The organism is Phytobacter sp. V91 (assembly GCF_965644225.1).
In the GTDB taxonomy this organism is placed as follows: domain Bacteria; phylum Pseudomonadota; class Gammaproteobacteria; order Enterobacterales; family Enterobacteriaceae; genus CBFFRJ01.
Genome location: NZ_CBFFRJ010000066.1, coordinates 1 through 18,620 on the forward strand (window position 1 = coordinate 1; position 18,620 = coordinate 18,620).

The following is an 18,620-nucleotide window of genomic DNA, read 5'->3' on the forward strand; positions in this document are numbered from 1 at the left end:
CATCCGCTACTACAATCACGACAGAATAAAGATGGGGCTGGGAGGACTGAGTCCGGTAAATTATCGGACTCAGTCGCGCTCTCTGACCTGAACCTGTTCCAGGTTATGGGGTTCAGATCAAAAAGGGCGAGGGTGAGGGATCAGGCAATACGCAGGGTATCGACCTGACGTGACGGTGTCACAACTACAGGGATCGATTTAGACGTTGGAGTCCCGGTGCCATCACCAAAACGGGTCAGCGGCACCAGCGGATTTGTCTCCGGATAGTAGGCAGCCAGATTGCCGCGCGGGATGGCGTAGGCTACCAGTTTAAAACCTTCCACACGGCGCTCAATGCCATCGGTGGCGAGGGTTGCGATATCAACCCGGTCGCCATCGCGCAGCCCCAGAGCCTGAATATCCGCTTCATGCATAAACAGCACATCACGCTGGCCGTAAACACCGCGATAACGATCGTCGAGACCATAAATGGTGGTGTTGTACTGATCGTGTGAACGCAGGGTCTGCAGAACAAACGGCGCATCGGCTTCCGGGCAAACCGCAACCGGAAGCGGCGCTGCGCTAAATTCGGCTTTTCCTGATGGGGTGGCAAAATTCAGTGACGCCGCCGCATTACCCAGCCAGAATCCTCCAGGCTCATCGCAGCGGGCATTGAAATCGCTAAAGCCGGGAATGGTTGCCGCAATATGGTCGCGGATCAGGTTGTAATCATCCGCCAGCGCCAGCCAGTCGAGTTTTTCATTCCCGAGTGCGGCATGGGCAATACCCGCCACAATGGCGGTTTCTGACCGCTGCTCGGCTGACAAAGGTTTGCCGATCCCTTCAGAGGCATGCACCATGCTGAAGGAGTCTTCGACGGTGACATACTGGCGACCGCTGGCCTGCATATCTTCTTCGGTTCTGCCGAGAGTGGGCAAAATCAGCGATGCGCTCCCCGGCATCAAATGGCTGCGGTTAAGTTTGGTGCTGATATAGACCGTTAATCCGCAGCGGGTCAGGGCTTCACAGGTGAGCGGCGTGTCGGGTGCTGCCGCAGCGAGGTTACCGCCAAGCGCAATAAGCACCTTCACTTCATCACGCAGCATGGCCTGAATGGCCTCAACCGTATGGTGGCCGTGTTCGCGGGGCGGAGTGAAATCAAAGTGCCGCGCCAGGCTATCGAGCAGGGCGGCAGAGGGCTTTTCGTCAATCCCCATGGTGCGGTTGCCCTGCACATTACTATGGCCGCGCACCGGGCAGAGCCCCGCGCCGGGTTTGCCAAGGTGGCCGCCGAGCAGCTGCAGGTTAACGATTTCCCGCACCGTATCCAGCGAGTGTTTATGCTGGGTAATGCCCATCGCCCAGGTGCAGATCACCCGTTCGGCGTGCTGCCAGACGCTGGCGGCATCACGTAACTGCTGCTCCCGCAAGCCGGATTGTGTCTCAATGGTTTCCCAACTGGTTGCATCAATTTGTGCAAACCAGCCGTCAATATCGGTGGTATGTGCGGCAATAAAGACATCATCAAAGATCCCAGCCTCACCGCTGGCCAGCTTCTGGCGCTGGGTTTCCAGCAGCGCTTTCGCCATACCGCGCACCGCCGCCATATCGCCGCCGAGATTGGGCTGGTAGTAGTTGGTGCTGATCGTGCCTGCCATCGGGGTTACCACTTCCAGCGGTTTTTGCGGATCGGCAAACCTTTCCAGCCCACGCTCACGTAACGTGTTGAAGGTGACAATTCGCGCCCCGTGATCGGCAGCATGGCGCAGGCTATGCAGCATTCGCGGATGGTTGGTGCCAGGGTTTTGCCCGAAGACGAAAATGGCATTTGCTTTGTCAAAATCGTTGAGATGAATCGTCCCTTTGCCCACGCCGATACTGCGTTTCAGCCCCGAGCCGCTGGCTTCATGGCACATATTGGAACAATCCGGGAAATTGTTGGTTCCCATCATGCGGCCAAACAGCTGGTACAGGTATGAGGATTCATTACTGGCGCGACCCGAGGTGTACAGCTCCAGCTGATTGGGGTTATCCATCGCCTTAAGATGCTGTGCAATCAGGGCAAAGGCATCCGGCCAACTGACTGGCTCGTAGTGGTCGGTTTGCGGGTTATAACGCAGCGGCTCCGTCAGGCGGCCCTGATATTCAAGAAAATAATCGCTCTGGCGATTCAGGGCTTCCACAGTATGTTGGGCAAAAAACTCAGCGCCGATCTGGCGGCGGGTGGCTTCCCAGGTGACGGCTTTCGCCCCGTTTTCACAGAAGCTAAAGGTACTTTTATTATCATCGCCCCAGGCGCAACCGGGGCAGTCAAAGCCACGGGCCTTGTTCATGCGCAGCAGATTGCGCATATTTTTAAGCGCGTTTTTACTGTCAATAACGAAACGGGTGGTGGCTTCCAGTGAGCCCAGCCCACCCGCTGCGGCGTGATAAGGTTTAATGGCGGTTTTGAATTTCATGTGATTTTCCGTACAGCAGAATACTTAACGACAAGTGTACGCTTATTCACAACATTTATATCAACAATCCTTTAACAAAACGCGCTATAAACAAACAGTATGGCAAACTTAACCGCTGTTAGTCGTAGGTGACATACATATTGACTTTGCCGGTCACCGGGCCGGAATAACTGCTACCCGCAGGTTGGTCGATGCAGCCGTCGCATTCCAGTGAAAGATTAACCAGAACGGACAAACGGCCCATGATCTATTCGATAACCACTTTTGCTAATAGTTATACTTATTAAGTGAATATGTTGCTATTAAGGCGATATTTATTCTCCGTGCTTGCCGGAAATTAATCCGGCACGGTTTTACGAATCGCATTAATTAAAGACTGCACGCCCGCAGAGAGCGGGGCATCGATACGGGTAATAATCCCTATGGGATCGCCAATTCCCGTTGGCGCGACAGGGAGCGCCACCAGAGAGCCCTGGCGAAGATCGTTTTTCACCGCGCCCGACGGCACAAACCAGACATAATCGAAATTGGCCGTCAGCTGGCGGGAAAGCGACGCCGACAGAGTCTCAATATAACCGGTGGGCAATGTGCAGCCCTGGCTGTGCAGCAGGTCCTCGGCATTCTGGCGTGGCACAGTGCCGGAGGGCAGAACCACTAACGGCCATTCCAGCACCCGGCTGAGGGTCACGGTGGTTTGCAGCAGCGGATGATTCGGGCGCACGACCAGCTTCAGTGATTCCAGAAACAGCAGCTCGTAGCTTAAGCCGCTCATCATTTCCGGGTCGGCCATCCGGCCAATCCCCACATCCAGTTCGCCCGATTTCAACCCGGCCAGCATCATCGGATTGTTGGTGGTGGCAACCTGGAGGGTCAGGTCGGGCTGCTGTTTATGCACCTGGCCTATCACTTCGGGCAAAATGCCGAGCGCCGCAGTGGGAAGGGCGCCAATGCGCACCAGCGCATTATTTTGCTCCGGCAGGTAATTAAGCGACTGCCCGGCGGTATTGAGGGCATCAAGCACCCGGATGGCATGGGTAAGAAATTGCTCGCCGACCAGCGTCAACTGGGCGCCAAGACGCCCACGTTCAAGCAGGCGTGTACCGGTTAATTTTTCAAGTTCATTTAGCGTCTTGGACAGTGCAGGTTGACTGAGGTTAAGGGTTTCTGCCGCGCGCCCCAGGGTTCCTTGCTGGGCGACGGCGACGAATGTATGCAGATGGCGCAAGCGGATGCGCTGAGAAAACAGACCGTTTTTTTCCATAAGATGATGTAAAACGAAGCGATGCCTGTAGCAAGTAAGATTGTTTGATTTTGATAACTTGATTGCAAAATATTATTAACATTCAATCCTCTTAAGTTACAAATACATTTTGCGCGGAGCGTGACCTTACCCGCATCTTTTTAAGGGGATGTCCATAATTTTTGGTTATGCAAGCTGGCGGAATAACAGCGTTTTTTGATTTCAGCCGCGATCACAATTTGTAAATTCTCCCTCACAGCACCGGACTGCCTTTCCTACACTCCAGCTAATACCCAGTGGAGGTAAAACAACATGGTGAACACCATCACGGCTGATGATATTCGGGAACGGTTTTCGCAGGCGATGTCAGCGATGTACCAGCAGGAAGTCCCCCAGTACGGCACTTTGCTGGAGCTGGTGGCGGACGTTAATTTGTCGGTTCTGGAGAACAATCCGCGTCTGCATCAACAACTGGCGAATACCGATGAGCTGGCGCGCCTCAATGTCGAGCGGCATGGGGCTATTCGGGTGGGTACGGCGGCAGAGCTTGCCACCCTGCGGCAGATTTTCGCCATTATGGGGATGTTTCCGGTGAGCTATTACGATCTGTCGCAGGCCGGTGTTCCGGTTCACTCCACCGCATTTCGCCCTATTGACGATGCAGCGCTGGCCCGCAATCCCTTTCGTATCTTTACCTCGTTGTTGCGACTGGAGCTGATTGAAAATACGTCGCTACGAGCTAAAGCCGCAGAAATATTGCAAAAACGGGATATTTTCACCCCGGCGTGTCGGCAACTGATTAGCCTTCATCAGCGTAATGGCGGGTTGACAGAGCAGCAGGGCGCGGAATTTGTTCGCCAGGCGCTGGAAACTTTCCGCTGGCACCGCGAGGCCACGGTGGATGAGGAGACTTATCATGCCCTGCACAATGAACATCGTCTGATAGCCGATGTCGTATGCTTTCCTGGCTGTCATATCAACCATTTAACCCCGCGAACGCTGGATATTGACCGGGTGCAGTCTTTGATGCCGGAATATGGGATCACGCCGAAAGTATTGATTGAAGGCCCGCCACGGCGTGATGTTCCGCTCCTGCTGCGACAGACCAGTTTTAAAGCCCTAGATGAACCCGTGCAGTTTAAAGGGGATCATACCGGGACGCACACCGCCCGATTCGGTGAAATCGAACAGCGCGGCGTGGCGTTGACTCCGAAAGGGCGCGCGCTGTATGACCAGTTGCTGGCAAACGCCGGTACCGGGAAAGATAACCTGACGCATCAGTTGCATTTGCAGGACGTGTTTCGCCCCTTCCCGGACAGTGAAATGCTGCTGCGCCGTGAGCAACTGGCCTATTTTCGCTACCGGCTGACGCCCTCCGGCGAGGCTCATCGGCAGGCTATCCGGCCTGGCGACGATCCACAGCCGCTGATTGAGCGCGGGTGGATCAGCGCCACCCCCATCATCTACGAAGACTTTCTGCCGGTCAGTGCCGCCGGGATCTTCCAGTCCAATCTGGGCAATGAAACCCAGGCCCGAAGCCACGGTAATGCCAGTAAAACCCAGTTTGAAACGGCGCTGGGATGTGAGGTGCTTGACGAGTTTACCCTTTATCAACAGACGGAGGATCGTAGTAAACGACGTTGCGGTCTGGTGTAAAAAAGGTACTCTGCTCGGGTGTTCACCAACACGATGTTGAGATGGAAAACCTTGCAGCCCCGTTCGCCCAAACCCGCCAGGGTAGCGTTATCGGCATCACTGATGACGACTGCCATGTCTGGCGGGGGCTCCCTTTTGCCGCACCGCCAGTCGGGGCGCTGCGCTGGCGTTCACCGCAGCCTGCCGAGCCCTGGTCTGGTGTGCGCGTGGCGGATGCCTTTGCGCCATCCAGTTGGCAAAACAGCGAGGTCTGCACGCAAATTGCCGGAGGCGATCCGGGCAGGATGTCGGAAGATTGCCTGTATCTCAATGTCTGGTCGCCGGTGACGCGAACTCTGCCTTTGCCGGTAATGGTCTGGATCCACGGCGGCGGTTTTACCATGGGGGCGGGGGATTTGCCGCCCTATGACGGGAAAGCTCTTGCCCGCCGGGGTGTGGTGCTGGTGACGTTCAATTACCGGCTGGGTCATCTGGGGTTCTTTGCCCATCCGGCGCTGGAGGGGGAGGAAGGGGAGATCGTCTGCAACTTTGGTCTGCTGGATCAGATAGCCGCCCTGCGCTGGGTGCAGGAAAATATCCACGCCTTTGGCGGCGATGCCGCTAACGTGACCCTGTTCGGTGAATCGGCAGGGGCGCGCAGCGTGATGTCGCTGATGGCGTCGCCCCTGGCTCGCGGGCTGTTTCAAAAAGGGGTTATTCAGAGCAGCTACAGCCTGCCGGATACGCCACGCACCCAGGCGCTGGAAAAAGGGGTGGCGGTCGCCAGCCATTTCGGCTTTGCGGATGCCACTGCTGAGCAATTACGTTCCATACCTGCGCAAGACTTCTGGCCGCTGACGTCACCGCTAAAAATCGCCCCCGCGCCCATCAGCGGCGACAGCGTGTTACCCCACCCGGCGATGGACGTTTTCTTTGCCGGACGCCAGCATCCGATGCCGGTGATTGTCGGCTCAAACAGCGATGAAGCCAGCGTGATGGCGGAGTTTGGCGTCTCCCTCGCCGGGGAGATCGGCAAGCTGCGCCGGGAGCAGCGCCTGGGTTTAGGGGTGATCAGGCTTCTCTATCGTGGCGTAAAAGGCGATGAGGCGCTGGGCCGTCAGGTGTGTCGTGATATGGCGTTTACCGCCGTCGGGCTGGTGGTTATGCAGGCGCAGCAACGTGTCGGGCAGCCATGCTGGCGCTACTGGTTTGATTATGTGGCTGAAGCGGAGCATGACACCTATGCCAATGGCGCCTGGCATGGTAATGAGGTCCCTTATGTGTTCGATAACCTCGCTCTGAGCGAGCCTGTCCGGCATTACGTTACTACGCGGGATCTGGCGTTTGCCGCGCATATCGCTGACTTTTGGGTCAGTTTTGCCCGTCATGCCAGCTCTGATTGCACTACGCTTGCTGGCGTGGTGCCGTGGCGGGCCAGCGTCGGCAGGCGCGATGCGCTGCTACGCATTGGACTGAATAAACATGCGGAATTTCGCATGGTTAATCGTTTTATGCGCACCCGGCTGAGCCTCTTTAAGCGGGTGATGCGCCACCATGTGAAGCTCGATTAGTGCCCCAGCAGCCCTTCGCGAAAGGCAGCCATGCCGGCGGCATTGTCGCCTGTTTCCCGCATCACCAGGCGATAGCTGGCCCCGGTTTTTACGCTGTGCGACCAGGGCCTGAGCAGCCGTCCGGCGCGGATATCTTCCTCCACCAGGGTTTCATCGGCAATGGCGATCCCCAGCCCCTGAATGGCGGCGGTGATCGCCAAATCCATGGTGTCGAAGTGTTGATGTTTTTTCATGGCAAAGGGCACATCCTCCTGCTTTGCCAGCCACAATGACCAGTCAGTCTTATCCCGGGTCGGGTGGAGCAGCGTTAAATTGCTCAGGGCGCTAAGACCTGCAAACATCGCGCCCATCACCGGCGTCAGCGCCTCCTCAAACAACAGATCCCCGGCATTAAAGTGCGTCCCGAACACAATGGCGGCGTCATAAGGTTCTGTTTTGAAGTTCACGCCGTGGTCGGTGGTGGTGGTCAGGGCTATCTGCACATCCGGATAATCATGTTCAAGGTGCAGCAGGCGGGGTATCAGCCAGCGCATGGCGCAGGTCGGCGCTTTCAGGCGAACCAGGGTCTGCTGGGCGCGGGCCTGACCGGCGACCGTCAGCAGATGTTCGAAGGCCGAACGTAGCTCCGGGAGCAGGGCGCTGCCCTGGGGCGACAGGTGCAGGCCGCGGGCGTGGCGCTCGAACAGCGGGAAGCCGAACCAGTTCTCCAGTGCGGCAATTTTGCGGCTCACCGCCCCTTGCGTCAGGCACAGTTCTTTTGCCGCATGGGTGAGGTTAAGGTGGCGGGCGGTCACCAGAAAGGCATCGATGGCGTTCAGGGGCAGGGTGCGATGAGGCATAGCAACTCCGGTATGCATTTTTATCATGGCTATTATGACAACAAATCGATTGTCCACTCAATGGTCTTTTGGTTTGAATGGTTATGCACTTTTGACCTGGAAAGGATGAACAATGACTCTGCGTACCCCGGTGAAATCCCGTTCTAAATTGCCCGATGTGGGCACGACTATTTTTACCGTGATTGGGCAGCTTTCCGCGCAGCACAAGGCGATTAATCTTTCTCAGGGCGCGCCCAATTTTCCCTGCGATCCTCAGTTGATTGCCGGTGTGACCCGCGCCATGCAGGCAGGGCATAACCAGTATGCGCCAATGACGGGCCTGCGTGGGCTTAAAGAGAATATCGCGCAGAAAATTGCCGATCTCTATGGCACGCACTATGACGTCGATAACGAAATCCTGGTTACCGCCAGCGCCAGCCAGGGGCTGTATTCCGCCATCGGCGGGCTGGTGCATCCGGGCGATGAGGTTATCTATTTCGAGCCCTCTTTTGACAGCTATGCGCCAATTGTGCGATTGCAGGGGGCGAAGCCTGTCGCCATCAAGCTGACGGTACCGGATTTTGCCGTTAACTGGGATGAAGTGCGGGCGGCCATTACCTCGCGTACGCGGATGATCATCATTAACACGCCGCATAATCCCAGCGGCCAGGTCTTTTCTGCCGATGATCTGGCTCAGCTGGCGCAGATCACCCGTCATACCGACATTGTAATTTTGTCTGATGAAGTGTACGAACACGTGGTGTTTGACGGCCAGCCGCACCACGGCATGGCCACTCACCCGCAGCTGGCGGAGCGCAGCGTTATCGTCTCCTCCTTTGGCAAGACTTATCATGTGACCGGCTGGCGCGTGGGCTACTGTGTGGCGCCTGCGGCATTGATGGATGAGATCGTTAAGGTTCATCAGTTTTTAATGTTTTCCGCCGATACGCCAATGCAGTACGCTTTTGCCGAGCATATGCAGGATCCTCAGACCTGGCTGGCGCTGGCGGCCTTTTATCAGCGTAAGCGGGATCTGATGCAAACCCTGCTGGCAGACTCGCCGTTCCGTTTACTGCCCAGCGCCGGTTCTTTCTTTATGCTGGCGGATTACAGCCATTTCAGCGCTGAAAGCGACAGCGAGATGGTAAAAATATTAATAACCGACTACGGCGTTGCCACCATTCCGTTGTCGGCGTTTTACACTGATGGCACTGATAACAAATTGATCCGTCTCTCTTTTGCCAAAGATGAGGCCACGTTAAGAGCAGGCGCGCAGGCCCTGTGTCGTGTTAAGCCACGCTAAGGAGCGTTAATTGTGAAACTGAAAGCACTCTTTCTGGGCATGGGCATGCTTTGCTCATTTTCTTCATTTGCCGCCACTGAGCTGCGTTATGGGCTTGAGGCGGAGTATCCACCGTTTGAAAGCCGTAATGCTTCCGGCGAGCTGGAAGGTTTTGATATCGACCTGGGCAATGCCATCTGTAAAGCCGCTGCGCTGAAATGTAGCTGGGTTGAAACCTCCTTTGACGCGCTGATCCCGGGCCTGACGGCCAAAAAATATGACGCCATTAACTCGGCGATGAACATCACCGATCAACGGCGTAAAAGCATCGACTTCACCCAGCCTGTCTACCGCATTCCTTCCCAACTGGTGGGCAAAGAAGGCGCCGGTATGGAAGCCACGCCGGAAGGGCTGAAAGGCAAAACCATTGGCGTATTGCAGGGTTCTATTCAGGAAACCTATGCCAAAGAGCACTGGGAGAAGCAGGGTGTCACCGTGGTGTCTTATAAAGATCAGAATATGGCATGGAGCGATCTGCTGAATGGCCGTATCGATGCTTCGCTGGTGATGTCTGCGGCAGGACAGGCAGGCTTCCTCAGCAAGCCTCAGGGCAAAGGGTTCGGTTTTATCGGTAAACCCGTCTCTGACGACACTATCCTCGGTAGCGGGATCGGATTTGGGCTGCGTAAAGGTGACGAGGCCACCAAACAGCAGCTTGATGCTGCAATTGATAAAGTACGTGCTGACGGCACCATCAAAACCCTGGCGGAGAAATACTTCCCTGGGATCGATGTTAGTGTCAGTGCAAAATAAAATGCCTTGATTTTATCGCCCCCGCCGTCCGATGTCCGGCAGGGGCTTTTTTCTGCTACTGCTGCGACAAGCAGAATGCGTCATTTTTCATCTCCCTGTCAGTTCATGACTGTTCAATTCAGCGCCTTCGCTTATACACATCTTTACGTCCCTTTCGGGATGGTCCCATCGACAGAAAATATTTACTGCTTTGCGCAGATATTGGCCATCCAACAATTGGATTCTTAACTGAATTTGTCTAGGATGAGCGCTCATATAAGAACATGTTTTGCCGCTGTTTCGCCCGTGCGCGAAATGTTATCTCACGACCAGAAGGACGTATTCTAAGGCATGAACCGCAGACGTTTTATAAAAGCTTCAATGGCACTGGCCGCAGCATGCGGAACGACCGGCGTAGCTTCTCTTTTCTCCCGCGCTGCGTTTGCTGCGGATTCCACTATCGCTGATGGTCAGAGCCGTCGTTTCGATTTCTCGGTGTTGCAATCGATGGCCCATGATCTTGCCCAGCAGCCCTGGGGCGGGGCTCCGCGACCGTTGCCGGAAACGCTCGCTAATCTGACGCCGCAGGCTTATAACAGCATTCAGTACGATGCGGCGCATTCGCTGTGGAACAATGTTGAAGATCGTCAACTGGACGTGCAGTTTTTCCACGTCGGTATGGGCTTCCGTCGCCGCGTACGCATGTTCTCCCTCGACCCGGAAAGTAAACAGGCGCGCGAAATTCACTTCCGCCCGGAGCTGTTTAACTATCACGATGCCGGGGTGGATACCAGACAACTGGAAGGTCAGAGCGATCTGGGCTTTGCCGGTTTCCGCGCGTTTAAAGCGCCTGAACTGGCTCGCCGTGACATCGTTTCTTTCCTCGGGGCGAGCTATTTCCGTGCCGTTGACAGCACTTATCAGTACGGTCTTTCCGCCCGCGGCGCAGCGATCGACACCTTTACCGATACGCCGGAAGAGTTCCCGGACTTTACCTCCTTCTGGTTCGAAACCGCCAAAGCCTCCGATACCAGCTTTACGGTTTATACCCTGCTCGACAGCCCAAGCCTGACCGGTGCCTATAAGTTCGTGATCCATTGCGAGAAGAGTCAGGTGATCATGGAGGTGGAAAACCACCTGTATGCGCGCAAGGACATCAAGCAACTGGGGATTGCCCCGATGACCAGCATGTTCAGCTGCGGCAACAATGAGCGCCGCGTCTGCGACACGATCCACCCGCAGATCCATGACTCTGACCGTCTGGCGATGTGGACAGGCAATGGCGAGTGGATTTGCCGTCCGCTGAACAACCCGCAAAAATTGCAGTTTAATGCCTATCAGGACAACAACCCGAAAGGCTTCGGTCTGCTCCAGCTGGACCGCGATTTCACCCACTATCAGGATATTATGGGCTGGTACAACAAGCGCCCAAGCCTGTGGGTCGAACCGCGTAACAAATGGGGTAAAGGGGCCGTCGGTTTGATGGAGATCCCCACCACCGGTGAAACCCTGGATAACATTGTCTGCTTCTGGCAGCCGGAAAAACCGGTACGTGCGGGTGATGAACTGACCTTCCAGTATCGCCTCTACTGGAGCGCGATGCCGCCGGTGCGTTCACCTGTTGCCCGTGTTTATGCCACCCGCACCGGTATGGGCGGTTTCCCGGAAGGCTGGGCGCCGGGCGAGCATTATCCGGACAAATGGGCCCGCCGTTTCGCCATTGATTTTGTCGGCGGAGACTTAAAAAGGGCAGCGCCACGCGGCATTGAGCCGGTGATCACCCTCTCCAGCGGCGAAGCCCGGCAGATTGAGATCCTGTATGTTGAACCTTTCGATGGTTACCGTATCCAGTTTGACTGGTACCCGACATCGGACTCCACCGACACCGTCGATATGCGTATGTTCCTGCGCTGCCAGGGCCAGGCCATCAGCGAAACCTGGCTGTATCACTACTTCCCGCCCGCAGCGGACAAGCGCAATTACGTCGACGATCGTATTATGCGCTAAATCTGACGCCTCCCTCGCAAGAGGGAGGATCTGATACACGGAGAGATCATGACAACCACCGACAGTTTGATCGTGGTCGACGAACACATTGAATTGCAGGCCATTGATGAACATTTTGTTGCGGACCTGCATCAGTTGATTATCAAGAACAAAGCCTGGCTACAGCACTTTCTCAACTGGCCGCAGTATGTGACTTCCATCGAGCAGACCCGGCAGACTGCGCAAAGCAATAAGATGCTGCATCAGCGCGGTTACGCCAAAATGTTCGTTATCCTCAACGACAACGTACTGGTTGGCATCCTGTCATTTAATGCTATCGAACCGACCAATAAAACGGGTTATATCGGTTACTGGCTCGATCAGGATTGTCAGCGGCAGGGGATTTTGTCCGCTTCGTTACAGGCCTTTATGGCCTTTTACGCCCGTCGTGGCGAGGTGCGCCGCTTTGTGATCAAATGCCGGGTGGCGAATGCGGCCAGCAATAGGGTCGCTTTACGTAATGGTTTTATTCTCGAAGGCTGTTTGCGTCAGGCCGAATTCCTCAACGGGGAGTACCACGACCAGAATATTTATGGTCGCATCCTGACCGCTGGCTCAGAATAGCCCGGTCTGGTTATTCCTGCTTAACTGGTGACCATCACATAATCTTGCTATGCTTGTATTACTTAGTATGACATTAAACGGTGGATCTTTATGGCACGAGTAACCAGCCTTACCCTCGGTGAACACTTCAACCAATTCGTCAGTGACATGCTCCAGTCTGGCCGTTACGGTAACTCATCCGAAGTTGTCCGCGATGCTTTACGTCTGATGGAAGCTCGCGAGCAACGTATTAAGAACGTTCGTGAAATGGTGCTGGCAGGTCTGAATTCTCCGGTCAGCGAAAACAGCATGGATGATATTTTTGAAAGGGCGGTCAGGGACGTAGATAATGCCAAAATATAATATTTCTGATTTGGCTGAAGCAGATATATTAGATATTGCACGTTACTCAATTTGACAGTTTGGTCACCAACAGGCTAAATGTTATCACGATGAATTAAAGAAAACATTCGAGCTATTAGCTGCATCGCACTGGATTGGTCGGGAATGTGACTGGATATGTGCCGGAATGCGGCGTTTCGAGTTCAAAAAACACTCTGTCTACTACATATCACAGGGTGACGATATCTTCATTTCACGCGTCATTCACCAGTCTATGGACATCGATATACTCGACTTTCCTGAATAAGCCAGCCCGGAGTGTCTCTCAGAATAGCCCGGCAACCGGCGTGCGGGTAATATGCTGCGCTCCGTTAATGACTTTTCTGCCGCGTAACAAAATGCTGTCACCTTGCCGGGCGTTGATCTGCGCCTCATCCGTCACTTCAATATGCTGTTCGAGGATAACATTGCCGCTGATCCGGGCATTGCCCTGCACGATGACGTCGTCATCCAGCAGCAAAGGGCCGCCCTGTAACCATGCATGTCCGCCCACCCGCACATGGTGTTTAAGCACGCAGTTGCCTTCCACCAGCGCATGTTCCGCCACCTGCGCGCTGTAGCGCAGGGTGGGAATGGCATCCTCTTCGCGTCCGGCAATAATTCGCGCATTACCGTAGACGCTGGCGCAATCGCAGACCCAGACATCGTTGAGTTCGTTGCCCTCAAGAATGGCGAAATCAAACACTTCAGCGCGGTGCTCAACAAAGGCATAGTTAAGAATGGCATCACCATAAATTTGTGCCTGATGCAGCACGCGCGTGTGGGTGAGTGTTGCCCGGTCATAAATTTGCAGGATCAGAGCATTATCCGGCGTCAATCCCTGCGCGGCGATGATTTCGCAGCCGTGTAAAATACGCGCGTCGCCGTAAAGATGGCAGTGGCCGCGGACGGTGGTGGACTGAACCGTGACGTTGTCACTAATTAACGCCCCATGGCTCAGTTGCGATCCGTCAATCCAGGCGTTATTGGCAATAATGACATGGTGGCAAATTACGCAGGGCCGGGTAATGCGGGCATTGTCCCGTAGCTGGCTACCGGCAAAGACGATGCTGTTCTCATCATAGATCCAGCAGTCGCCGTGCTGTGAAAGCACCTCTTCACTGTCCACCCAGCCGCCCGCACTGCCGGCAGAGACGTCGCCGAAATCCTTCAGGGCAATAATCTGGCGCAGGGACAGACTCTGTTTTTCGCCGTTAAGTTGATAGCTGAAGCTGCGGCAATCATCGCTGAGACGGTATTTATTCATTCGCTGATTCCATTGTTTGCTCAGGATAAACGTAGCAAATTTTGCGATACTGGCTATTCAGAATAAAAAACAATAAAATGCATTTTAAATGCAACTTATATAGCGCGTGGACAAAAAATGCGCCAAAAGGAACCGGTATGACCAGTTTTGATGAAAACTACTTTACTGAACAATATGGCTTAACCCGCACCCACTCCGAGGTGCTGAATGCGGTGAGGTTCGCCAGACCGGGCAAAACGCTCGATCTGGGCTGCGGTAACGGACGCAACAGTTTATATCTTGCGGCCAACGGTTATGAGGTAACGGCATGGGATAAAAATCCCATGAGCATCAACAATATTGAAAGTATTCGCCAGACGGAAGGGATCAACAACCTGCAAACGGCGGTGGTGGATCTCAATAGTCTGAATTTTGACGGCGAGTACGATTTTATTCTCTCCACCGTGGTGCTGATGTTCCTGGAAGCCAGCACCATTCCGGGGCTTATCGACAACATGCAGCGCTGCACTAAACCGGGTGGATATAACCTGATTGTTGTGGCGATGGATACGGCGGATTTCCCGTGCAGCGTCGGTTTTCCGTTCGCGTTTAAAGAGAATGAGCTGCGCCAGTACTATGCGGGCTGGGAGATCGAAAAATATAATGAAGACGTCGGCGAGTTACACCGCACCGACGCCAGTGGAAACCGTATCAAGCTGCGCTTTGCCACGCTGCTGGCGCGTAAAGCTTAACGCGCGGCCAGCAGACAAAGCGTGCGGGCGACCTGATACGACGCCTCGAAGGATTTCACGGGTAAGAACTCGAACTGCGAGTGAAAATTATGCGCGCCAGTGAAGAAGTTTGGCGTCAGTAATCCTTTCGCGGAGAGTGCTGCGCCGTCGGTGCCTCCGCGCATCGGTGTCGGTTTCGGGGTAATACCGAGTGTCTCCATCGCCTCGAACAGCAGATCGACCGCACGTCGATCTTCACCCAGCGCGTTGCTGATATTGCTGTAGATGTCGCTAATCTCTATGTCGACTTTCGCCGTGGGGTGCTGGGCGGCGATCTTCTCTGCGACTTCGCGAAGCTGGGTTTTACGCTGTTCGAAACCCGACAGGTCGAAATCGCGGATGCTGGCGCTCAGGCGCGCGTGGCCTTGCACGGCCTCCATCCCGTTAAACCAGATGTAACCCTCGCGACCTTCGGTATTTTCCGGCGTCTGCTGGCGGTCGAAACAGGCGACATAGTCCATGGCCATCAGCAATGGGTTGACCAGCACGCCTTTGGCGGACATGGGATGCGCGGTCACGCCGGTAAAATGGATCGTGGCTGAGGCGGCATTAAAGTTCTCAAAGACAATTTCGCCTTTTTCGCAGCAGTCGATGGTCCAGGCAAAATCAACGTCAAATCGCTTCAGATCCAGCGCCTTAGCGCCACGTAAACCCACTTCTTCATCCGGCACAAAAGCGACAACGATATCCCCGTGCTGGTCTTCAGCGCGCAGGTTTTCCAGCAGCGCCATAACCACCGTCACCGCTGCTTTATTGTCGGCGCCCAGCACGCTGGTGCCGTCGCTGAAGATAATCTCCTCCCCGGGATAGGCCAGAATTTCAGGGTGCTCGCTGACGCGTAACCAGATCTCTTTTTGCCCATTAAGACAGAGGTCTTTACCTTCAAAACGCAGTATCTGCGGATGGATATCCGGCGACAGCCCCACGTCCACGGTATCAATATGGGTGATAAAACCGACCTTTGGCGCCCCCGGAACCGTGCCTTTTTTGACGGCGGTGACGGTGGCATGTTCGTCCAGCACAATGTCCTCTAATCCCAGCGCCTGTAACTCCTGGGCCAGAAGTCGCGCCATGTCGAACTGGCCTGGCGTGGTGGGCAGGGTGGTCGCGCCTGGGTCACTCTGACTGGTGATGGCAAGGTAGCGGAAGAAGCGTTGTGTTAATTGACTGCTCAGAGTCGATGTCATAGTGAATCCTTCTTTATTCGATTTATACCCCTCATACTTCAAGTTGCCTGTGTGTTGGCTTTCCTCGCTCACCCCGGTCACTTACTCCAGTAAGCTCCCGGGGACTCGCTGCGTTGCCGCCTGCATGCAACTCGAATTATTTTGGGTATATCAGGTGCTTGCCGTATGACTTTAATGTTATTTATGAACAGGCAAACAACAAGCACTATTTGGCACACGGACAGAAAATGAAAGGAAAATCGATGACTCGCAAACAGACAACATTTGCACTGGCCTTCCTTGCGTTGGCGGTGAGCTCCCCTGTTGCGGCAAAAACGCTGGTTTACTGCTCAGAAGGCAGCCCGGAAAACTTTAACCCACAACTTTATACCTCCGGCACCAGTGTGGACGCCAGCGCCGTCCCGGTCTATAACCGCCTTGTTGATTTTAAAGCGGGTACCACTGAGCTGCAGCCGAGCCTCGCAGAAAGCTGGGATGTCAGTGACGACGGCAAAGTTTATACCTTTCATCTGCGCAAAGGGGTGAAGTTCCAGAGCAATAAATTCTTCACGCCGACGCGGGATTTTAATGCCGACGACGTTATCTTTTCTTTTATGCGGCAGAAAGATCCGCAGCACCCGTATCACAACGTCTCCAGCGGTAATTACTCGAACTTTGAAAGCCTGGAATTCGGCAAACTAATCACCGCCATCGATAAGATTGACGATAATACGGTGCGGTTTACGCTTGCCCATCCGGAAGCGCCTTTTGTGCCAGATTTGGCCTGGTACTTTGCATCGATTCTGTCGGCAGAATACGCCGATGCGATGCTCAAAGCGGGCACCCCGGAGAAGGTGGATATGGAGCCGATTGGCACCGGGCCCTTTAAACTCGCCCAGTACCAGAAAGATTCACGCATTCTGTTTACCGCCTTCCCGGAATACTGGCAGGGCAAGGCCAATATCGATCGGCTGGTGTTCAGCATTACCCCTGACGCCTCGGTGCGGGTAGCTAAACTTGAAAAAAATGAATGTCAGGTGATGCCGTTCCCTAATCCGGCAGACTTGCCGCGCCTGAAAGAGAACAAAGATATTCAGCTTATGAGTAAGGCCGGATTAAACACCGGATTCCTCGCCTTTAATACCCAAAAAGCGCCGCTGGATAATGTGAAAGTACGCTAGGCGCTGGCGCTGGCTATCAATAAGCCAGCGATCATCAATGCCGTTTTCCAGGGAACCGGGACGGCGGCTAAAAATCTGCTGCCGCCGGGAGTGTGGAGCGCTGACAGCGAGCTTGAGGACTACGCATATTCTCCTGAGCAAGCCAAAACCCTGTTGAAAGAAGCCGGTCTGGCGGAGGGAACCATCATCGATTTATGGGCCATGCCGGTCCAGCGCCCTTATAACCCGAACGCTAAACGGATGGCCGAAATGATCCAGGCTGACTGGGCGAAAGTAGGGATCAAGGCCAAAATCGTCACCTACGAATGGGGTGAATACCTCAAAAGGGTGAAGGGCGGTGAGCATCAGGCCGCGCTGATGGGCTGGACCACCGCGACCGGTGACCCGGATAACTTCTTCGGTCCTCTCTTTACCTGTCAGTCGGCGCAGGGGGGCTCCAACTCAGCCAAATGGTGTAACCTGGCATTTGATAAAATTATTGCCGAAGCCAAAGCCACCACTGATCTCAGCAAACGTACGGCCTTATATAAACAGGCCCAGCAGATGATGCATGATGAAATGCCCGCCGTCATGATTGCCCATTCGACGATTTTCGAACCGGTGCGTAAAGAGGTAAAAGGTTATGAAATCGATCCCTTTGGCAAACATATTTTCTACCAGGTGGATGTGAATAAATAAAGGCTCTGCGCCGGTGTCCGAAAGGGCACCGGCGTTTTGTTATTGTCACCTTCGAGTCGCTGCATTTTTCACCAGCATGGTTCCTGCCTGTTTGCTATACCTTTTATGGCATCTACACATAAAAGGGCTTTCCATGCGGACTCTATATAAAGTTGCAATTCTGGGCGGGCTGCTCGCGCTCGCAGGCTGTGGATCAAAGGTCACTCAACCGGCGCAATTTTCCGGTTTCTTAAAAGATTATTCAGGCCTGCAAAAAACGACCTCAGCCAGCGGCAAGCCGGTATTACGCTGGGTCGACCCGTCGTTTGATGACAGCAAATACGACAGCATTGTTTTTCATCCCGTTGTCTATTATCCCGTGCCGAAACCTACCGGTCAGGTCAGCCAGCAAACGCTTGATGGGCTGCTCGCCTACACCAACAGCAAGCTGAAAGCCGCTGCCGCCCAGCGTAAACCGCTGGTGACGTCGCCGGGTGCACGCAGTCTGATATTCCATGGGGCAATTACCGGTGTCGACAGCAGTAAACAAGGAATGCAGTTCTATGAAGTGTTGCCGGTCGCGCTGGTGGTGGCTGGCGCGCAGGTGGCGACAGGCCATCGCACAATGAATACCCATCTTTTCTTCGAAGGGGAATTGATTGATGCGCAAACCAATAAACCGGTGATTAAAGTGGTTCGTCAGGCAGAAGGTAGAGACCTGAGCAATGAAAATACGCCAATAACCGTGGAGACGCTGAGAAAAGTGGTGGATGACATGGCGACGGATGCCACCATGTTTGATGTGTTCAGAAAATAACACCCTGGCGCCATCC

16 protein-coding genes and 2 pseudogenes are annotated in these 18,620 nt (G+C 54.5%); 12 read left to right on the forward strand and 6 right to left on the reverse strand.

Going from position 1 to position 18,620, the window contains the following annotated elements; genetic code table 11:
• A partial coding sequence (locus ACSZO4_RS14465) for an IS3 family transposase (RefSeq protein WP_437889772.1) occupies positions 1-91 on the forward strand: 91 nt, incomplete at its 5' end.
• 49 nt (positions 92-140) lie between these two features.
• Here the strand turns inward: ACSZO4_RS14465 and ACSZO4_RS14470 are convergent.
• The 3 genes from ACSZO4_RS14470 to ACSZO4_RS14480 all read right to left on the reverse strand — a co-directional run bounded on the left by ACSZO4_RS14470 (position 141) and on the right by ACSZO4_RS14480 (position 3,699).
• Entirely contained in the window at positions 141-2,438 is a 2,298-nt protein-coding gene (locus tag ACSZO4_RS14470; RefSeq protein WP_437889724.1) for an FdhF/YdeP family oxidoreductase, read from the reverse strand.
• A 118-nt stretch (positions 2,439-2,556) separates the two neighbouring features.
• Positions 2,557-2,682: a hypothetical protein gene (locus ACSZO4_RS14475; protein WP_437889726.1), complete on the reverse strand. Its 126-nt coding sequence runs from the start codon at positions 2,680-2,682 to the stop codon at positions 2,557-2,559.
• A 93-nt stretch (positions 2,683-2,775) separates the two neighbouring features.
• Positions 2,776-3,699, reverse strand: a complete 924-nt coding sequence (locus ACSZO4_RS14480; RefSeq protein WP_437889728.1) for a LysR substrate-binding domain-containing protein — start codon at positions 3,697-3,699, stop codon at positions 2,776-2,778.
• A 291-nt stretch (positions 3,700-3,990) separates the two neighbouring features.
• Here ACSZO4_RS14480 and hglS point away from each other — a divergent pair, with 291 nt between their 5' ends.
• A complete protein-coding gene (gene hglS, locus ACSZO4_RS14485) occupies positions 3,991-5,334 on the forward strand; it encodes a 2-oxoadipate dioxygenase/decarboxylase HglS (RefSeq protein ID WP_437889730.1) in 1,344 nt (447 codons plus the stop codon).
• Between the two features lie 41 nt (positions 5,335-5,375).
• A complete protein-coding gene (locus ACSZO4_RS14490) occupies positions 5,376-6,884 on the forward strand; it encodes a carboxylesterase/lipase family protein (protein WP_437889732.1) in 1,509 nt (502 codons plus the stop codon).
• Here ACSZO4_RS14490 and ACSZO4_RS14495 read toward each other — a convergent pair.
• On the reverse strand, positions 6,881-7,723 hold the full coding sequence (locus tag ACSZO4_RS14495) for a LysR family transcriptional regulator (RefSeq protein ID WP_437889734.1): 843 nt from the start codon (positions 7,721-7,723) through the stop codon (positions 6,881-6,883). The two genes, ACSZO4_RS14490 and ACSZO4_RS14495, sit on opposite strands and share 4 nt — an antisense overlap.
• Before the next feature lie 112 nt (positions 7,724-7,835).
• On the opposite strand from ACSZO4_RS14495, the gene ACSZO4_RS14500 reads away from it, so the two are divergent.
• From ACSZO4_RS14500 to ACSZO4_RS14525, 6 genes and pseudogenes are all read left to right on the forward strand, one after another.
• Positions 7,836-9,005, forward strand: a complete 1,170-nt coding sequence (locus ACSZO4_RS14500; protein ID WP_437889736.1) for a pyridoxal phosphate-dependent aminotransferase — start codon at positions 7,836-7,838, stop codon at positions 9,003-9,005.
• Between the two features lie 12 nt (positions 9,006-9,017).
• Positions 9,018-9,797 (forward strand): ABC transporter substrate-binding protein, encoded by a 780-nt coding sequence (locus ACSZO4_RS14505; protein ID WP_437889738.1) that lies wholly within the window; start codon positions 9,018-9,020, stop codon positions 9,795-9,797.
• A gap of 330 nt (positions 9,798-10,127) precedes the next feature.
• Complete coding sequence (locus ACSZO4_RS14510; RefSeq protein WP_437889740.1) at positions 10,128-11,783, forward strand: glucan biosynthesis protein D; 1,656 nt, start codon at positions 10,128-10,130, stop codon at positions 11,781-11,783.
• A 48-nt stretch (positions 11,784-11,831) separates the two neighbouring features.
• Positions 11,832-12,386 carry a 50S ribosomal protein L7/L12-serine acetyltransferase gene (gene rimL, locus ACSZO4_RS14515; protein WP_437889742.1) on the forward strand — a complete coding sequence of 185 codons (555 nt, stop codon included), beginning with the start codon at positions 11,832-11,834 and terminating at the stop codon, positions 12,384-12,386.
• Between the two features lie 90 nt (positions 12,387-12,476).
• Complete coding sequence (locus tag ACSZO4_RS14520) at positions 12,477-12,728, forward strand: type II toxin-antitoxin system ParD family antitoxin (protein WP_437889744.1); 252 nt, start codon at positions 12,477-12,479, stop codon at positions 12,726-12,728.
• A pseudogene (locus ACSZO4_RS14525) lies at positions 12,715-13,014 on the forward strand (type II toxin-antitoxin system RelE/ParE family toxin). The gene ACSZO4_RS14520 and the pseudogene ACSZO4_RS14525 overlap by 14 nt, the downstream one beginning before the upstream one ends.
• Before the next feature lie 18 nt (positions 13,015-13,032).
• Here ACSZO4_RS14525 and ydcK read toward each other — a convergent pair.
• Positions 13,033-14,013, reverse strand: coding sequence for a YdcK family protein (ydcK, locus tag ACSZO4_RS14530; RefSeq protein WP_437889746.1), 981 nt, complete (start codon positions 14,011-14,013; stop codon positions 13,033-13,035).
• 137 nt (positions 14,014-14,150) lie between these two features.
• On the opposite strand from ydcK, the gene tehB reads away from it, so the two are divergent.
• The gene (gene tehB / locus ACSZO4_RS14535; RefSeq protein WP_437889748.1) at positions 14,151-14,744 is read left to right on the forward strand and encodes a tellurite resistance methyltransferase TehB; all 594 of its coding nucleotides are present in this window, start codon (positions 14,151-14,153) and stop codon (positions 14,742-14,744) included.
• Here tehB and pepT read toward each other — a convergent pair.
• The gene (gene pepT, locus ACSZO4_RS14540; RefSeq protein ID WP_437889750.1) at positions 14,741-15,970 is read right to left on the reverse strand and encodes a peptidase T; all 1,230 of its coding nucleotides are present in this window, start codon (positions 15,968-15,970) and stop codon (positions 14,741-14,743) included. The genes tehB and pepT overlap by 4 nt on opposite strands.
• A 242-nt stretch (positions 15,971-16,212) precedes the next feature.
• On the opposite strand from pepT, the pseudogene ACSZO4_RS14545 reads away from it, so the two are divergent.
• Both ACSZO4_RS14545 and ACSZO4_RS14550 read left to right on the forward strand, forming a co-directional pair.
• Positions 16,213-17,808, forward strand: a pseudogene (locus tag ACSZO4_RS14545) (ABC transporter substrate-binding protein).
• 133 nt (positions 17,809-17,941) lie between these two features.
• On the forward strand, positions 17,942-18,604 hold the full coding sequence (locus ACSZO4_RS14550; protein WP_437889752.1) for a DUF3313 domain-containing protein: 663 nt from the start codon (positions 17,942-17,944) through the stop codon (positions 18,602-18,604).
• Positions 18,605-18,620: the final 16 nt, after the last annotated feature.

What these genes read in the sequence shown, in the direction of transcription:
- tehB (WP_437889748.1), top strand. Translation starts at nt 14,151, where the DNA reads ATGACCAGTTTTGATGAAAACTACTTTACTGAACAATATGGCTTAACC.
- ACSZO4_RS14470 (WP_437889724.1), bottom strand. Translation starts at nt 2,438, where the DNA reads ATGAAATTCAAAACCGCCATTAAACCTTATCACGCCGCAGCGGGTGGG.
- hglS (WP_437889730.1), top strand. Translation starts at nt 3,991, where the DNA reads ATGGTGAACACCATCACGGCTGATGATATTCGGGAACGGTTTTCGCAG.
- ACSZO4_RS14510 (WP_437889740.1), top strand. Translation starts at nt 10,128, where the DNA reads ATGAACCGCAGACGTTTTATAAAAGCTTCAATGGCACTGGCCGCAGCA.
- ACSZO4_RS14495 (WP_437889734.1), bottom strand. Translation starts at nt 7,723, where the DNA reads ATGCCTCATCGCACCCTGCCCCTGAACGCCATCGATGCCTTTCTGGTG.
- rimL (WP_437889742.1), top strand. Translation starts at nt 11,832, where the DNA reads ATGACAACCACCGACAGTTTGATCGTGGTCGACGAACACATTGAATTG.
- ACSZO4_RS14480 (WP_437889728.1), bottom strand. Translation starts at nt 3,699, where the DNA reads ATGGAAAAAAACGGTCTGTTTTCTCAGCGCATCCGCTTGCGCCATCTG.
- ACSZO4_RS14500 (WP_437889736.1), top strand. Translation starts at nt 7,836, where the DNA reads ATGACTCTGCGTACCCCGGTGAAATCCCGTTCTAAATTGCCCGATGTG.
- ACSZO4_RS14550 (WP_437889752.1), top strand. Translation starts at nt 17,942, where the DNA reads ATGCGGACTCTATATAAAGTTGCAATTCTGGGCGGGCTGCTCGCGCTC.
- ACSZO4_RS14475 (WP_437889726.1), bottom strand. Translation starts at nt 2,682, where the DNA reads ATGGGCCGTTTGTCCGTTCTGGTTAATCTTTCACTGGAATGCGACGGC.
- ydcK (WP_437889746.1), bottom strand. Translation starts at nt 14,013, where the DNA reads ATGAATAAATACCGTCTCAGCGATGATTGCCGCAGCTTCAGCTATCAA.
- pepT (WP_437889750.1), bottom strand. Translation starts at nt 15,970, where the DNA reads ATGACATCGACTCTGAGCAGTCAATTAACACAACGCTTCTTCCGCTAC.
- ACSZO4_RS14520 (WP_437889744.1), top strand. Translation starts at nt 12,477, where the DNA reads ATGGCACGAGTAACCAGCCTTACCCTCGGTGAACACTTCAACCAATTC.
- ACSZO4_RS14490 (WP_437889732.1), top strand. Translation starts at nt 5,376, where the DNA reads ATGGAAAACCTTGCAGCCCCGTTCGCCCAAACCCGCCAGGGTAGCGTT.